Consider the following 17,501-nt stretch of genomic DNA (forward strand, 5'->3'; position numbering starts at 1 on the left):
GGCGGCGTCACGCGGGAAGGACACCGCCAGGTAGTCGACTTCCTTTTCAGCGGCGAGCTTGATGTCGGCCTTGTCTTTTTCAGTCAGGGCCGGAGCGGTCAGGCCGCCACCGCGACGGTTGATGCCTTTGTGGTCGGACAGCGGGCCGCCGATGGTCACGACGCAATGCAGTTCGGTGGCCGTGGCGGTTTCAACGCGCATCACCACGCGGCCGTCGTCGAGCAGCAGCTCGTCGCCCACGCCGCAGTCCTTGACCAGATCCGGGTAGTCGATGCCGACCACTTGCTGGTTGCCTTCGGTCAACGGATGGCTGGTGGAGAAAGTGAACTTGTCACCGATCTTCAGCTCGATCTTTTTGTTGGCGAATTTGGCGATACGAATTTTCGGGCCTTGCAGGTCACCCAGCAGGGCGACGAAGCGGCCGTGCTTGGCAGCGAGGTCACGCACCAGTTTCGCGCGAGCCTTGTGCTCGTCGGGGGTGCCGTGGGAGAAGTTCAGACGGGCAACGTCCAGGCCAGCCAGAATCAGCTGTTCGAGAACTTCCGGCGAGTTACTGGCCGGGCCAAGGGTAGCGACGATTTTGGTACGACGGACGGACATGCAAAGACTCCTGAGTTCAAGCGCTAGCGAAGGCTACTATGCTCGAGGGGTGTAGTCATTGTTCGTTTGCACTACTTTTTGCGAAGCGCTTCGTTCTAATCTTTTCTTTATTGAACTCGGCAACTTTGGGACAAACGCGCCTGAAGATTTCCGAGCAGGGGTCGATACAGAGCACAAGACAGGAGAACCCTCATGCGATTGTTGCCCATTGCCGCCCTTGCCCTCAGCGTCCTCGCCGTCACGGGCTGTACCCGTTGGTCGATGAACCATCATTTGAACAACGCCTACAGCGCCTATGATCGCGGCAATTGCGAGCAGGTCATGCTTGAACTGTCCAAGGTCGAACGCGCCAGCCGTGCCCGCCCGTACGTGTGGCCGGAAGTGTCGATGATGCGCGGCCAGTGCCTGGAACGTCAGAAAATGTTTGTCGACGCGGCGCAGACCTATCAGTTCATCATCGCCTCGTACCCCAACAGCGAATACGCCTACCGCGCACGCGCGCGCCTGGAAACCTTGCAGAGCCTGGGCCATTACCCGATCCCGGTCGCCACCCCCGCCGTGCGGCCAACCCGCTTTTAATGGAAGTTGTCAGACAAAATCTGGCTGTGTGTACAAGCTGAGCTATAGTCGATTAACCCGGGTTTAGAGCCGAATCTGTAAACCCGGAGCAACACCTGCGACTGGCAAGTGGTCAGGTGACGGCGACGTAGCGACCGTCACACCGGAAGCGGGGAGAGCGTGCCTGCGACTCAGGCACGTTCCGAAGCAAAGGTGCGGCTCTGTGACGGAGCCTTGCATGGCGAACTGCGCATGTTTACCGACCGCCGGATTGAACGGCATCAGCTGCCGTATTTCCTTAGAGTGTTCAATAGCGTTACCGACAAGCCCATCGGTTTTCTCGGCAACGTGTCCGCAGACGGGCTGATGCTGATCAGCCATTTGCCCATGATGGTTGGCGTGGATTTCCAGTTGCATCTGAAAATCCCCGCCAGCGATGGCTGCCAGCAAGTCATCGACTTCACCGCGTATTGCGTGTGGTGCCATGAAGACGCCACGCCGCTGCATTACGACGCCGGGTTCGTTGTGCAGCGACCGCCGCCGGAATATGGGGAACTGGTGCAGGCGTTGCAGCGTTATTTCAGTTTTCAGCCGTTGCCGGCTTCGGCTTGATTTCGGCGGCGCTCGCTGTTGCCATCGCTGGCAAGCCGCCTCCCACAGTTTTGCATTGTGCATGGATGTTGCTGTCGACGCAGACCCTGTGGGAGCGGGCTTGCTGGCGATGGCGTCTTCAAAGGCGCCCGTGATCCAAAACCAGGCCACCGCGATCGCCCGCTCCTGATCCAGCGCCTCTTCCGCCAGCAATAACCCCATCTCACTCATCTGATAGATCGCCATCGCCAGATGCCTTGGCCTGTCATCGAGGTTGTCGGCCAGGTCGAGCAGCAGAATGCTGACCGGGGCAACTTTAAAGCGCACAAGCCGGCGGATTCTGAGTGAGTTGTCGGCAACTGCGCAACCTGGTGTAGCCGGGTGTTAGTAGCTGAAGGACATCCGTATGTTGTAGCGTGAGAAAAGTTACCGTTGGTCGGGACTGTCAAAGTTGACAGGTGCGCGCGTAAGTCAGGCCGCCGTAACTTGGGACGACCCGCCACTAGCGACGCCGACAACTGGAGCCCCGTGAATGACTTCCGACGACAGCGACAAATCCAGTCTGGAAATTTCCGGGCAGCAAGACAAAGAACTCGTCAATCAAACTGATCTTCGCGAAGTAACTGAAGATGCATTGGTTTCTGGCGCGGGGCCGCAACAATCGAGTGATGATCTTGCTTCCTCTATGTCGAAACCTCCCCCAGTAGAGTTGTTAGCGCCATATAGCTCTGTCATTCAAGGATGGGCGTTCAAATTGGAGTTCCGAATTCCTTGGGACGGAACCCATCAAGTATGGATAGATTACATGGTCGATGGCGTCATTCATCATCAGGTTTCCGAGTGGTTTCCCGGGCGTGTTGTTAATGTCGTCAATACAGCGTATACGAGCGACGGCGCAAGGTCGCTACGCATCCAGTGGCGTCTCGGAGATGAATTTTCGGATTACAGGTATCTCGATTACTACATTATTCATGACGTTTTAAGTTTCGAAGATATTTCAGAAGACTTTACCATTCGCGGTTATGGGGGGGGCGGAACGACGGCTTTTGCGTTGGAGGTGGGTCCCGGGAGTCACAACGCACTTGGTGCTGAAGTGGATTGTGGTCAGACTTGGGTTGCGCCGCTTGATACGGTGTACCCCCCAGGAAAAAAATCCATTGGGATGTTCCAAACGGCTCGTTATAAGAATCGTCAGTACTTTCGCTTATCTGCAGTCAGAGAAATGTTTTATTTATATTTGCCAAAGCTGGAGTCTCCCCGGCAAGGGCAAGTCTTGCGAACGTCCGAGTTGAGTTTCAGTGGCAAGGGGCATCGCGGATTAAGACTTCAGGTAGTGAGTCGAGATGATCACTATGACGTATTAAGTGAAGCTTCAGTAACTGCTTCCGATTCTTGGAAGTTGGCACCATTAAAAGAACGCATCCGATCTGGGGAACTCACTGTTGAAGTACAGTATACACACCCCAATATCAGCCACGGATACTCAAGAGCGGTCACGTTTGTTGCCGTCGGCGTGCTTGAAGTGCTCAAACCAGGACCCTCTTCTACGCAGGAGCCGAATTTTGTGTTGGAAGGGGACAACGGTGTAAGCGGCGCCAGTATTTCGGTGTATTTGGATCTCACCAATTCGCTGGTCGGCTCGGCGGTTGTGCCTGAGAAAGGTAGTTCGTGGGTTGCTTCTGTCGCTGATTTGCCACCAGGGCCGATCAGTCTCGTTGTCGAACAGGATCTGGGCGGTGTGTCATCCGAACGCAGTGCACCGCGAGCCTTCAGAATCCGCCCTCCCGAACTGGAAAAACCTGATGTCACCTTTCTTCCTGATACAAGCTTGACGTTCTCCGGCACGGGCCATTTCGATCAAAACCTCTCCACCGAAATCCAGTTCTCTGCCAGCGACAGCTCGCTGCCTTTACCTCCCAACATCCGCGTCGATGGGCTGGGTCAGTGGGAAACCGCCCCCGTTGTCTGGCCTCTTGGCTCCTACAAGATGAAGGTGATTCAAAAAATCGCCGACAACGCCAATGGCTGGATCGAATCGCTGCCGCTTGAATTCGAAGTCCACAACAACATGCCGGATATCACCGAGGCGAGCTACACCGAGGAGTATCTACCCGTCTTCAGCGGTGAAGGTTACACAGGCGCCACCGTCTCGCTCAGGTTTCCCGATACAACCGAGGCTGCACGAAGTGTAGCGGTCGTGAACGGCAAATGGTCGACCCCGGCATTGGTGAAGTGGGGGCCAACCAACAAGCGGGAAGTCCACATTACACAGCATCTGGGAGACCATCCCTCGCAACGTCCTTTCATACTGCACGTCACGATTCCACCGCTGGCGCCAGGCCTGGATGATCCTTCCGAGGAGGGGCTGGAGCCGATGTTCAGTGGCACTTGTTGGTCTGAAGCGGTGGTGAAGCTCCGGTTCAGCGACGACGGCTCGGAGTACGAAGCGGATGTGGAGGGTGAGCGCTGGGCATTTCAGCGAACCAAAGCATTTGAACCGGGAGTCCTCCACCGCGTCACCGTTACCCAGATCGTTGTCGATGTCCCTTCAGTGCCGGCATCGAAAACCTTCACTGTCCACAGAGTCATGTTGCAACCGCTCATCGTCGCGCCGGCATCCGGCTCAGAAGTGGGGTACGACGTCACCATTGAAGGTGATAACGGCATGCAGGGCGCGATGATGCAATTGCATGACAGCCAGATGGGAGGAACGCTGGGTGCTCCGCTCGAATTGCTTGAGGAGGGCAAATGGTCGATAGGACTACGCGATCTGGAGCTGAGGCAGTACTTCCTCCACGCGCAACAGATACTTAACGGGCAAGAGTCGACCAACAGCGCTGTGCACGAACTCAAGGTGGTGGTGCCGCCGCCTCGATTCACGACGCCGATCCCTGGCGGGAAAGCGCCGCGCACCTCGAAAATTGCTGGCACTGGCCGACCTGGCGCGCGGGTGGAGGTCTGGCTGGAAGGCGCTACTGAGCCATTGCTGACGGATATTGAAGTGAACGCGTCAGACAGCTGGGAAGCCGAAGTGAGTCTGCCGGTGGGAAACACAACCATCTGGGCTTTTCAAACCTTCGTCCACAATGGCACTCCACAACGCTCTCAGCCCAATGAGCGTTTGCGTTACAAGGTCGTGCCGGCGGCTCCGTTTATCGAAACCCCGACTGCCGATGACCATGTCGGCCGACGGGTCGTGGTGTCGGGTTTCGCGACGCCCGGCGACACCGTGACCGTGACGCTGGGTAGCGACCAGGCAAGCGTCGAGGTGCGGGAAAACCGGACGTGGTCGGTAACGCTGAAGCCTGGGCAAAACGAAGGCAATCATGAACTCGAAGTTGTGGCGGCTTACGAAGGGTTTGAATCCGATAGCGCGAAACGCACGCTTCAGCTGGCAACTTATCTGCCCACCATTGAGATACCCGCGCCGGGACGCTGGGTCAGCAACCCGGTGCTGTTTGCCGGCACAGGCCGTCAAGGTGTCGGTGTTCTGGTCGACCCCTTCAACCCGGACAAGACATGGGCAGCGTCGATTCAGGTCGACCCTGACTGGCAAGGCCTGTCTGACCAAGCGCTACCGTTGGGTGGCAACTGGTGCCGTTTCAAGCTGCAACCAAGCGATAGCGATCCGCTGGGTTCCGACTGGGTCGCCAGTGAGCGGTTTGAAATCGAATCAGCACCGACGGGTAAATCACACTTGTAAAATTCCGATGAACGGGCATTAAACCTGTCATTTATGACAGTTGGCGGCTGCTGCGTTCAAGCGCTAAATCCTTATGGAACGCTGGGTCCGCCTGACACGACAGTCAGGCGGGCCGGGCCCGTTATCGACTCAAGGAATGTGACCATGGCTGATTCACTCCGTCCCGCTGCGCAGTTGTTCATTCAGCTGTTTGGTCAGCAAACGTCCACTGCGCAAAACCGGCTTTCGAAACTCTGGAGTTACGTTGAGGAAGGGGGATCGTTTTTCCCACTGGTCGAAAAGGGTATTCCGGTGCTGGTCGGCGAGTACGGACTTGAGCAGGAAGAGGCGCGACGTTTTTTGCGCCGGGCCAACAGCCTGGCGAGCTATGTGCGGCGTCGGTTTATTGAACATCACGTGGAGAGGGACAAAGCCGGGTCGATAGGACCGTCCAGTGGTTTGATGTCGCTCGTTGACGGGCCGCAACTGGAGCGAATATTCGATCTGCAATTGAGAGCCAAGTGCCCCTCGGATTCTCTGGAGTCCATGTTCGGGCCTTCGGCGTATCTGGTCTTTTTGTATCGCTTGATTCGCGACTTGATCGAATCCGTTGGTGACGACACCCAGCTGCCGTTGCATGAGCGTCGCACGGATTTGATGACGTTGACGGTCGACAGTAAAGCGGTGAACGCGCCGGAGTCATCAGTCGACGTGATCGTACGCGTGCTACAGGCGTTCATCGCTGCGAACACGGTAGTTCCAATTGAACAGGCATTGATCACAGCACGCTATCCCAACGGTCTGCCGTATTACCAGCATTGGGTCACGGTTGATGGGGTTGCGGGTTTCAGCGGACGATCAGTGGGGGATTTTGCCAACATCGTTGACAGGAAATTCCCCAACTTCTTGCACTCCGCGTCCCTGACCAGGCTTGCCGCTGCTGCTCTGGCTCATGCCTCTCGGCTGGGCCCTTACCAGCAGCAGCTTCTTACTGAGGAATACACATATCCCGAGGATATGTATCAGTTCTATCTGGAGAACTTTGGCACCGAAGACACTGAGTATCTGAATCTCAATCAGATATTTTATTTGGCTCAACGTACAAATCTTGTGGCCGAGGAGATTACAAGTCTTTTTTCGGTTGGGGACTACGCGCCGCGGCGTTCGGCCAATGTGAATTACTCCAGTGAGCCCGATGTCCCGGAAGGCGGCCGATCCGGCTCGGTTTACATCAATGATAATGCTCACCCCGCTATCGGTATCACCACGCAGTCAGGGAATAGTTTTCATCGGATAATCGTTAATCCCAATACCCCAAGAGGCTTGAATACATTTGATCGACTCAACCGCAAGTTGCGCCTGGACAAATGGCTGAATCTGTCCCCTGAGCAGACTGACGCCCTGTTGGTGGCAGCGATCAGGGCGCAAGCGCGTGGAGCCGAAAAGCCTGAGGTGTGGGCGATTTCGGTCAACGTGATCCATGCATTGGGCCTGTTTCAGCGACTGCGTGAACGCTACAACTGCACGGCAGCGGATTTCGCCGTGTTTCTCGATGAACTGTCACTGTACGGTCGCGGTGATGCACTGTCGCAGTTCGATCAGGTCTTCAACAATCAAGATAATTATCGCGAGCCGCTGAGACTCGACGGCACACCGTTTGCGCTGATACCGACATCGGACCAAGACAATCTGACGGTCAGCCAGCTATGCAGTGGTTTGGGCATTGATCTTCAGACTTACCACTACCTGGCGTTGGCGATAGCCCAGGCTCATGATCTTACCGATAGTCTGGTGCGCAGTTCGCCGGTCATTTCCAGTTTTTACCGTCTGGTAAAACTGCCCCGGCTGTTGAATATCACGCCGATCGAAGGCGTGTTGATGCTCAGTGTGCTGGGGGGAGAAACCTGGCTCAAAGGGCTGGCGGGCACGCCGTGTATTGTCGACGTGGCGGGTGATGACAGCCGCATTGACGCCACGGCTGGCGATCCGGGTGTGCTGAGCCTGATCGAAGCCATGCAGGCCTGCGTGCAATGGTGCGAGCAAAGCAACATGTCGGTGCTGTGGATGTTGCAGCACGTGAGTGCACCACTGCGTCTGAGCGATTTCTCCCAGCAGGACCAACAGTTCTTCGACAAGATCGGCACCCTCCTGCCCAGCGCGCGGTTATCCAATAATTCTTTTCTCGTAGCCGGTATTCCGCCGGCCGGAGAAAGCGACTGGCTGGATTTACTGTCGATTGACAGTGAGGGGCTGGCGCCGGTTGTCGATGTCAATGGGCTGATACTGGCCACTGCCATGACGCCGGAGGATTATTCGGCCTTTGCCCGCGAGAAGCTTGAATGGGCCGTCAGGAACGGCCTGGACATTGAGGACGCCCAGGTCAGCGTCTTGGCCGAGATCATGCTCGCCGTTCTTCTGCAGGCCAGAGACGCTCAAGTGTCGCTGGTCAGGGAGTCGCTGGCAGTCTACGCCGGCATTGAGGGCGAATTGGCCGTTCTGGTGCTGAACTGGGTCGATGCTTCGGTGTACCAACTGTTGCGCCAGGTGTATGACCGCACTGACCTCGAACCGCCAGCGACGCAGCGCAGGCGCGACGAACCTTCAGATCCGTTACTCCAATTGCTGGCTGTTGTGCGCCAGCGCGCCGAAGTCGTTTCAATGCTGGGTTTGAGTGCGGCCCTGCTCCGGGATTATCTGGATTATGGATATGAGGCGTGGGTCGACCAAAGCATCATCGATCCCTCTCAAAAATATGAGTTCTCGGTGCGCATACTTTACGCGATGACCACGCTGACCCGCGCGTTCAGCATGAGTGCACAGCCGGAGCAGAAATTGCTGGACTATCTGCGTCAGGTCCATTCGCTTCCTGCCCGACCCAGCGAGGATGCATTGCGGATGGTGCAGCAGGCAGCAGCCATCAAACTGGCTGAATTCTTTGCCTGGAGCGCGCAGGAAGTCAGCGAATGTGTTCGCCATATCGATCCTGAAACCCAAGTGTTGAAAACCCTGGAACAACTGGATCTGCTGATACGCGTTTACCAGTTGTCGATGCAGACCGGTATGGATGCCCGGACCATTTTGCGGATCGGTACCTTGCCGGAGACAACCGATGCCAGCGAGGCCTATGCCCAGGCAGCTGAACTGGCTTTGCTCAGTCAGACCCAGACGCCTGTGCCTGTCGTGCAAGCACCGGGCGAACTGAAGCAGTTGGTCAGGATGACTTGCGCAGTAGAACCGACGGAAGTCTTCGCTAGTAAAAAAGATGAGAAAGCGATCATTACGATGACGCTCACCGACGCCCGAGGCGCAGCGTTGAAAGGCATCGCTGTTGATTGGCACTCCGAGCTAGGGACCATCAAATCGGGCATCACCGATCCCAATGGAGTCCTCACGGCTGAGTATTTTCCGGGCACAGTCTTGGGCACGGACAGCCTTTATTTTTCCATGAGCCTGCTCGAGCCTGAGTGGGCAGTGAGCATCAACGTCATCGCTCACGCCGAGAGCATGAGTTTCCCGACCGGGCTGATGTCTCCGGTGCCAACGGAGGTCGTGCCGCTTGGTCAGGAAATCACACTCTACGCCACGATGGTGGACCAGTACGCAAACCTTGGGGCCAACATGCTGGTGGACTGGGCCTGGGAAGGAGATACAGATCCCGAAGAACGACCAACGATCCGTCCGGCACAGGGTTTCACCAATCAGCAAGGTCAAACCACGGTTTATATCACCAGCGATTTCAGCGGTGAATTCGAAGTCGGTATACGCAGCCTGGCAAGCGGGTTGGGGACACTCTTCGAACCCATCAGGTTTGGGGTGACGCAAGGCCGCAGCCACTCGCTTGAACAAGCGTCAACGCCTTCCGCCAGTGACTCGGGAACCTCTTCCACGGAGCAAGGATCATGACATCGAACAACATTGGTCTGTTGCAGGAAAAACGTCGTACCGCGTTGCTTGAGTATTGCATCGGGCAAGTAAAGGCTGAGCGTTACCCGCCTTTGCGGACCCCGGAGGACGTGTTCGAATTGCTGCGCATCGACCCGTTGGACAGTGCTCGAGTGCAGACGTCGGGGGTGGCCGAAGCGATCAGTTGTGCGCAGCAATATATCAGTGCGGTGTACAACAAAATGGAGCCCGGTTTCGAAAACCACGAGTTTCCCCCTGAACAGCTGGAAAACTGGGCGCTGTACAACAACTACTCGGACTGGGCCGCAGTGCAGATGATCGCGCTCTACCCGGAAAACTACATCAATCCGTTCGTCCGTCAGCGTAAGACGGATCTGTTCAAGGCCCTTGAAAACAACCTCAACCAGGCCCGTTTGAACAGCGATTCGGTTCAAGCCGCGCTACAGCATTACTTGCAAGCCTTCGAACAGATCTGCGATCTGGATGTTGTCAGTGGCTACATGGACGGCACGACCCCGGAGCGCGCCGATTATTACTTTCTCGGGCGTCAGCGGGTGCCGCCGTTCCAGTACTTCTGGCGCAAGGCGCAAATCGAGATCACGCCCACATGTGTGGCCGTCAACCCGGCGGCGTGGAGTGAATGGAAAGCGGTGGATGTTCAACCTGCCGGGCGGGTGCTGGATATGCGTCCGGTGGTCTGGAATGGCCGACTGTGTCTGGTCTGGGCGCAGTGGCGGGACAAGGTCGGCGAGCTCATCAAAGCCGTCCCCGCGGATCCCTCAAAGGACGACAGATCCCGATTCGTGCCCCATCAGCTGGATATCAATGTGGCCTTCATGAGGCAGAACGGCCAGTGGTCGGCGCCTTTGAATTTACGCCATGGCGAGTTTGATGAGGATCTCTCTGCGGGTGCCCGGTTGATTGCAACCGTGTGGGTCGACTCTCAGAATCCCAAAGGCAAGCTCGGGGTATTGCTGGACAATGATAAAACCGGCACAGCTGCCTTGAAAGAGACCGCGATCATCGATGTGCTGATGCGCCCCGTTGTTGAAGACGGTGGTAACTGGCTGGAGCTGGCCAAGACTGAGCGATTTGTTTCTGCCTTGACGGTTCAGCACCCCTTGGGTCTTGAGGTTACTGTGGTCCCAAGTGAGTCACCGTCAGGCTCCATGGCAGCTTTTCTGGGGCTGAACGTCTTCGCCATGCGATCGGGTAGTAATGATGTGCTGACGGTTGAGGGTTTTTGCCGGCCCACAGGTTTGTCAGAGAAAAATACAAACTTTACCTTGCAGTTGGAAAATCCCGCCAATGGCGACCCCACGCCGGTGAAGCGTGCGGTGTCGACAGCCGGCGGTTGGACAATGAATTTTTTGGGTACTTTCACTCGACCAAAGGGGACGTGGAGCAACGTCAGGTTCACTCTAAAGAACGATACTGACGGCTTTGGCGGTAAACAGTTTGCCCTGACGATTGTCGACCTCCCGTATTTCCTCCCGCCAACGCTGCTTAAAAACACCACGGATGCCGCCCAGTTCCTCGACTTTCAACTGGGTGATGACTGGGCGTTGCGATACGTTCGGCTCAATTCGCTGTTCGGCCCCGAGCTGGTCACGCGCTCCACTGTCTCTGCGGCGACTCTGATTAATTTGGACTCCCAGCATCTGTCAGAGCCGCCGCCTACCAATGTTGATTTCGAGGAGCGCAACGGCGCTTTCGACGGTGCCAACGGGCTGTTTTTCTGGGAGCTGTTTTTCCATCTGCCGCATTTGATCGCGACACGCTTGCGTGATGAAGAGCGGTTTGCCGAAGCCCAGACGTGGTTGCATTTCATTTTCGATCCCCGGGCCCCTGCCGACAGCAGCTCGGTACCCGAGAAACCACGTTTCTGGCGCTGCCGCCCCTTGATCAACGATCTGGGGCATGCCGGTTGTGAAGCCGCAGCGCCCGCCGACCCGGATGCGATTGGATATTCGGCGCCTGTGCATCTGAGGCTGCTGATGTTCATCGAATATGTGAAGAACCTCATGGCCTGGGGGGACTGGCATTACCGCCAACTGACCCGCGAAAGCCTGGTGGCGGCGAAGCTGTGCTATGTACAAGCGGGATCATTGATGGGCAAACCGCCTCTGACTCAAACGGTGAACTTGTGGCAGACCGCGACGCTGGGGAACCTTCTGGCCCAAAGTTGCACGCGTACGGCACTGGAAGCGTTCGAGCAGACATTGAATTACAGCCTGGCAGATGTTCCGGGCGGCTCCGATACGGCTCCCATGCTGGGCATGTTGGGGTGTCCGCCGTTCAGGGCACCCATCAATGATGAGTTGTTCGCGTGGTTCAACGAGCCGCAGTACCGCATGAACAACTTGCGCAACAACTTGACCATTGATGGCAAGCCCATGCTCCTGCCGTTGTTCAACCCACCGACTGACCCGAACCAATTGCTGCGCGCTCTGGCCGCAGGTGGTGTCGGTGGTGCCAGACCGATGGGCGGACGGCTGGTGGTGATTGCGTTTCGCTGGCGTACGATCTTCGAGGTTGCCTTGCGTGCGGTGCAGGTCTTGCAGGATTACGGCAGCCAAGTACTCAATCTGCTTGAGCGGCGTGATCGTGCCGAGCAGGAAGAGCTGCAGCAAAACCATCTGGTGGAGTTGGGCAACTACGCCAAAACCGTGCAGGAGCAATCCATCGCTCAGTTGGAAGCGAGCATGACGGCGCTCGAGCAGAGCCGGACAGTGGCCCGGGAACGGGCTGCTGCTTACGCAGCCCGCTATGACGAAAACGTGTCGGCTGTCGAATATCAGGTCATGGCAAACCTGGACCAGTCCAAAGAGCTGGCGCTGACTGCCAAAATCCTCAAACCGGTAGGCGCGGCCTTGGCGGCCGCGCCCAATATCTTCGGTATGGCGAACGGCGGGTTTCGTATCGACAAAGTTACGGATGCCATCTGCTTTGGCCTGGAGATAGCTTCGTCGATGCTGCAAATCGATGCCGACAAGCAAGCCACCACCGAAGGTTATCGCCGTCGCCGCAATGAATGGGGGCTGCAACGCGATCAGGCGCTGGCAGAAATCGCGGCCATCGATGCGCAAATCGTCGCGCAGAACCATGCGGTTGATGCGGCTAGAACCAACCTTGCGCAAACGCTGCGAGCTAACGCTCAGGCGCTGACGATGTACAACTATCTTAAAAAGCGCGCAACCAATGCCGAATTGTTCGGCTGGATGCTGGGCCAGCTCAAGGCCTTGCACTATCAGGCTTACGACGCGGTGGTCAGTCTTTGCCTCAGCGCGCAAACGGCGATGAGCGCCGAAACCGGCGATTACGATTCACATATTCCCTTGCCGCAGGTCTGGCAGGATCAACGCCACGGTTTGACTGCTGGCGAGCATCTGCGCGCGCACCTGCTGCGTATGGAGCGTGAGTACTTGCAACGCACCGAGCGACGGCTTGAACTGGTGAAAACCATCTCGTTGCGTCGCCTGTTCAATGACGCAACTGACCCTCAGGGCGTTGGTGGTTGGGAGGCTGCATTGGCGCAATTGCAGACGACCGGCTCGCTGGAGTTCAGACTGACGCAATTGCTGTTCGATCGGGATTATCCGGGACATTACTGCCGGCAGATCAGTTCGGTGGAAGTCGACTTGCCAGTGCTGACGGGGCCTTTCGAGGACGTGCGCGTGACCTTGCTGCAGGTTGGCAGCATGACCGCCAGCCGGGCTTCGGTGCAGTCAGTGCAGTACTTGCATAAACCTGATCCTGGGGAAGTGGCCCCTTCCGATGTGCTGTTCAACTTGCGTCCGGGCCAGCAGATCGCCCTGTCGGTGGGGATTGCCGACAACGGCATGGCGGCGGCGAAGCCAGACGAAGGTTTGCTCTTTCCATTTGAAAATACCGGTGCGGTGTCTGCCTGGGAGCTGAAATGTCCATGGCATAACGAACCGCCGCAGAAGGCCATGCTGCGCTCGATGAACGATTGCATCTTGCGCATTCGCTATACGTGCAAGAGCGGAGATCAGTCGTTTACCGATTCGGTGAAGGAGTTGGTCAATGCAGCACAAGCAAGAGCGTCTGGCCGGCAAGGGCAAGGGAGTGCGCAGTCATGAATAATCCTATCGTTCAGGTCAATGAAAACCTGGTGTGCAACGGTGATTTCGAAGAAAGGTTCGAATGTTGGGCAAGGACGGGTGCGGTTGCCATAGGCCTGGCGTATTACGACAACACGCCTGTCAAACACATCAAAGCGCCGAAGGGCACGGGTGTCACGCAGGACGTCACACTTCCAAGAGATCCTGATGGCAATGGTGCTTATTGGCTGAGTTTTCTGTGGGAAAGCAGTTTCAGCCAATCAGGCTGGGTGAGGATTTCTCAGGGAGAAATCGAGCATTACCGCATCGAACTCAAACCCGTCGGTAAACCTGATCAGGCACAACATCGCGAGGGTCTCGGATCAGGGCCAGAGAGGCGATTCAGTCCGACCCTGCATGAAGTGCAACTGACATCGGACATCTCAAGCTCAAAGCCGCTGCGCATCGAAATATACAGCTCGACAGAATCTTCAAGTCCATTTGGCGAACTCTGGGTTACACGCGTCAAAGTCGAGTTGAAACTCGCGCCACTTGAGTTGCAGGAAATTGAGCTGGACGGCGTGTCGTTTCTGCCCTTGCGCAAAATGTACCTGTGTCAGGGCGCTAGCAGGGGCGGAGCTTTTGGCAGCAATGCATTGATCACGCCCCACGTACTCGGTTTTGTACCTGTGCCGGATAACCCTTGGGACGGCACCCCGGTTGAATTGAGCATCGACAATAACCCGCAGGGCGCGATTGTCGCGACGCCTGCTTGGGACACCCAGCAATCGCTGGACGTGCCATGGACGCTCGATTGCCCGTTAATCGATGATCAGGACTACGAATTCACCCTGAGCTTGCGCAACCGTTACACCGCGCAGGCCTACGAGATCCCCGTATCGCTGGGGCATCATCGACTGATTTTTCGTGAGGTGGTCGAGGCCGCTTACTACCCGTTGATTGAGCAAAGTGTCCGTTTGGGTGTGCAAGTAGCGTCGTATTACACCGGCCAGCCATTTGCCGGGCTTACGGTGAACTGGGCGACCGCCGAGCATGGGGTGTTGGCGGCTACCGTTACTGGTGAACAAGGTTGGGCTTACTTCGATTATGAGGCGAAGGCAGCAGGGGACTTCGTTATTGAAGCCTCTGTGGTCAGCCTTTATTACCAGCAGGGTGTGTGGACTCAGACGTTTGACGTACTGGTACTGGGCGAGGATCCATGGGCACGGTTGACTGTCCGTGAAAACAACGAAATCAGGGACTGGATTGATAACAGTTATCCGAACCGGGGTTCTACCCATTTCATTGATGTAATGCTAGAGACCAACAGTCGTCTGCGAGGCAGCGACTTCTATTTGCATTGGCACGGTGACAAGCCAGGGCAACTGGGTGTCGTGGTCAGTCCGCCACTGGAAACATCGGTGCCCATGCCGATCGATGGAGGGGGCACTGCATCCTGGACGCTAAACTGCGAAGACCGGCGCGACGGGATATTCGAGTTGTCACTGGTCTGCTCGAAGCTGTTGTTGCCGTCGCCCAGAAAACGCATGTCGCTGGCGCGCAACAGGATCAGGATCAAAGAGGTACGCCAGGCCGAGAATAGTCCGGTGGTGGAGGAACACGAAAGTGCGTACCTGCGCTTGCAAGTGGTGCATGTTACTGATCAGGGCGACGGCGAACCGGTGATCGGTGCGCTGGTCGAGTGGCAAACCGCCGACAGCGTCGTGCAAAGCCAAACGGGAAGCGGTGGTTGGGGGAGCCTGAAGTTTTACACCAGAGAACCCGGGACTCATGCGATCACCGCAGCGGTCCGGGCGCATGAATCTGCTGCGCCGCATGAGTGCGAATTCAGCGTGACCGCGATGGCCAGGAGTTCTTGGAAAGACAAGGTCAACATCACATTTGATCGTGGTCTGATCAACCAGGATCGAGGGGTTGCCTGCAAACGAGGTCTCACCCATTCCCTGGAGGTCACTGCCCTCGCCGGCAGTCCTCTTATCGGCAAGGAAATTACGTTGGCATGGGGTATCGACGAACCAGGCATCGGGCTGGTGGTGAGTGAACTTGGCGAGCCCAGGGTATTGCGGGCAGATGAACCGCTGATCTGGACCCTGAGCTCTGAATTCGCCAAGAGCCGCAGCAGCATGTTCGGACTGCGGTTGTTGACCAATTCACTGGAAGATCGAGAGTTGCTCGGCCGCTTGGTTTCACCGGACATTTACGATGAATTCACTCTGGAACTGGATCATATGAGCACCGACCGAGGTCAGTCGCTGTATCCCTGCCTGGGGGCCGTACACCGGTATATTTTCAGAACTAACGCACTGAGTGCCCTGGTGGGGCTTGCCATGGATTTGCAATGGAACGGAACTCCAGCGTCAGAGTTGGATATCGTTCTCGACCCGCCTCCACATAGCCACAATGTTATTGATGAAAGTGGCATGACCTGGACACTGGATTGTTCAGATAGTCGGGGGGGCGGGGCGTTCGGTCTGAAATTCTTGACGTGGGATGGCTCGACGGATGTCACCAGAATGCACTTGGGCCACAACAAACTCAGCATTGAAACCGTACGTGAGTCTGCCGTTTTCCCGATCGTGGGTCAGGATCCAGCATGGATGTGGGCGAAAGTACGTTCGGATTTCTCGCAAGCTGCCATGGTTCAAGTGCCAACTCAGTGGAAGGTGGATGGTCATTCTGAAGAACATGTGACTGCTGACGATGGCTGGGCAGGCTTTGCGTATGGGGCAACCACAGGCGGATCGGCAACGGTTGAGGTGTCTGTCAGCAGTCCGTATGACAATGCTACAGATACACGTTCGATGGAGATCTGTTCGCTGGCCGACGATCCATGGGCTCGATTGCAGTTCAGTATGGACAACGGGCCTGCACAGCCTTTCGGCCAGGACACCGGTTTTGCGCGACGCAAACTGACCCATAGAATCGACGTAACTGCCCCGCAAGACACCTTCTTGTCCGGTCGAAATTTGACGCTGGGCATGGTCGGCACCGGGCCTGAGGCACTCGGCATTCGTTTTACTCAGCCAGTACTCGGTTTGCCAAGGGTCTTTAGCCGCGAGGCGGGATTCACCGATTCCTTCATGGTCGATGACAAGCGTAACGGCAGTTTCGGCTTGTTTCTGGCCTGCGAAAGCCTGGCTCGATGGTCACCTGTCAATGCAATGTCGGTGGGTGAAGGCGCGCAAGTGGTGAAGATCGCCGAGCGTTCGAGGGTTAGCCAGACGCTGTACTGGGGCGAGGCTGTGTCCGAGCAGATCACCGTTGTTTCGACCATCAGCGGCAGGCCGATGGCGGGGATGAATGTTGTCTGGCGCACTCCGGATCTTGGCGAGGTGACGACGACCACCAACTTCTACGGCGAGGCGCGGATCCGCTTTGTGCCCAGGACTCCCGGAGCGGCGCAACTGACCGCGACGGTGGGGGATGCGCAGTATTCGGAATCGATTTCATTGCCGTATTTCCTGCATGAACCTCGACAGATCAAGGAACTGTTCAGCGATGATCTGACCGGTTATCCGGGGCAGGAAGTTTCAGCCCGGGTTTACGTCGTCTCGGCCATTACCGGTAATCCCTTGGCAAACGTTGAGGTCAATTGGGAATTCCCTGGAGTCGACATCGCGCCGACGACAACCGATAGCGAAGGTATCGCCAATGTTGTGTTCCGACTTTCGGCTCTTCAACCCGGTCTTCTCGATGCAGGCGTTCGGGGGGGCTTGGCTGGATGGGAGGTCAGTTCGATTCCTTTTACGCTTAAAGCGCACGAGCGAATGATGACTGAGATCAGAGGCAGTGGCAGTTACCCGGTGGATCAATCTGTGCCTGTCTCGTTCAGGATCGTCTCGATCCCCGACGGCAAGCCGATTGTCGGTCAGAAAGTTCTCTGGGGACTGAACAGTGTTCCCGATGGCTCATCATTTTCAACGGAAGATGGATGGGTGAGAAAAAGTTATTCGTCGCAAGGAATGGTTGGCTACAAGACCATTCGTGCTTCTGTTGTCGATGAGCAGGGGGCGGTACTTGATGAGGAAGTATTCCGGCTTCAATTCTTTGACTCGGAGTTGCCTTGAACCTCGTACAGAAAT

Annotated in this window: 7 protein-coding genes and 1 pseudogene; 6 read left to right on the forward strand and 2 right to left on the reverse strand. The window is 56.6% G+C overall.

Features of this window, described 5'->3' with window-relative positions:
* Positions 1 to 600 (reverse strand): pyruvate kinase (locus ACIOWA_RS13105; RefSeq protein WP_401160146.1); only part of this gene is annotated, 600 nt, incomplete at its 3' end.
* A gap of 192 nt (positions 601 to 792) precedes the next feature.
* Between ACIOWA_RS13105 and ACIOWA_RS13110 the strand changes: the two genes are divergently transcribed.
* The gene (locus tag ACIOWA_RS13110; RefSeq protein WP_339431008.1) at positions 793 to 1,179 is read left to right on the forward strand and encodes a tetratricopeptide repeat protein; all 387 of its coding nucleotides are present in this window, start codon (positions 793 to 795) and stop codon (positions 1,177 to 1,179) included.
* A 231-nt stretch (positions 1,180 to 1,410) separates the two neighbouring features.
* Positions 1,411 to 1,770 carry a PilZ domain-containing protein gene (locus ACIOWA_RS13115; RefSeq protein ID WP_339431007.1) on the forward strand — a complete coding sequence of 120 codons (360 nt, stop codon included), beginning with the start codon at positions 1,411 to 1,413 and terminating at the stop codon, positions 1,768 to 1,770.
* A 147-nt stretch (positions 1,771 to 1,917) separates the two neighbouring features.
* On the opposite strand, the pseudogene ACIOWA_RS13120 reads toward ACIOWA_RS13115, so the two are convergent.
* Positions 1,918 to 2,055: pseudogene (locus ACIOWA_RS13120) on the reverse strand (DUF6124 family protein); the annotation flags it as partial.
* Positions 2,056 to 2,281: 226 nt separating this feature from the next.
* On the opposite strand from ACIOWA_RS13120, the gene ACIOWA_RS13125 reads away from it, so the two are divergent.
* The 4 genes from ACIOWA_RS13125 to ACIOWA_RS13140 all read left to right on the forward strand — a co-directional run bounded on the left by ACIOWA_RS13125 (position 2,282) and on the right by ACIOWA_RS13140 (position 17,486).
* Complete coding sequence (locus tag ACIOWA_RS13125) at positions 2,282 to 5,452, forward strand: hypothetical protein (RefSeq protein WP_401160149.1); 3,171 nt, start codon at positions 2,282 to 2,284, stop codon at positions 5,450 to 5,452.
* A gap of 144 nt (positions 5,453 to 5,596) precedes the next feature.
* Positions 5,597 to 9,334 carry a Tc toxin subunit A gene (locus ACIOWA_RS13130; protein WP_401160151.1) on the forward strand — a complete coding sequence of 1,246 codons (3,738 nt, stop codon included), beginning with the start codon at positions 5,597 to 5,599 and terminating at the stop codon, positions 9,332 to 9,334.
* Entirely contained in the window at positions 9,331 to 13,437 is a 4,107-nt protein-coding gene (locus ACIOWA_RS13135; protein WP_401160153.1) for a neuraminidase-like domain-containing protein, read from the forward strand. Before ACIOWA_RS13130 ends, ACIOWA_RS13135 begins: the two co-directional genes overlap by 4 nt.
* The gene (locus tag ACIOWA_RS13140) at positions 13,434 to 17,486 is read left to right on the forward strand and encodes a hypothetical protein (RefSeq protein WP_401160155.1); all 4,053 of its coding nucleotides are present in this window, start codon (positions 13,434 to 13,436) and stop codon (positions 17,484 to 17,486) included. Before ACIOWA_RS13135 ends, ACIOWA_RS13140 begins: the two co-directional genes overlap by 4 nt.
* Positions 17,487 to 17,501: the final 15 nt, after the last annotated feature.

The sequence above is a fragment of the Pseudomonas sp. NPDC087614 genome (genome assembly GCF_044743485.1).
Lineage (GTDB): Bacteria > Pseudomonadota > Gammaproteobacteria > Pseudomonadales > Pseudomonadaceae > Aquipseudomonas > Aquipseudomonas baetica_A.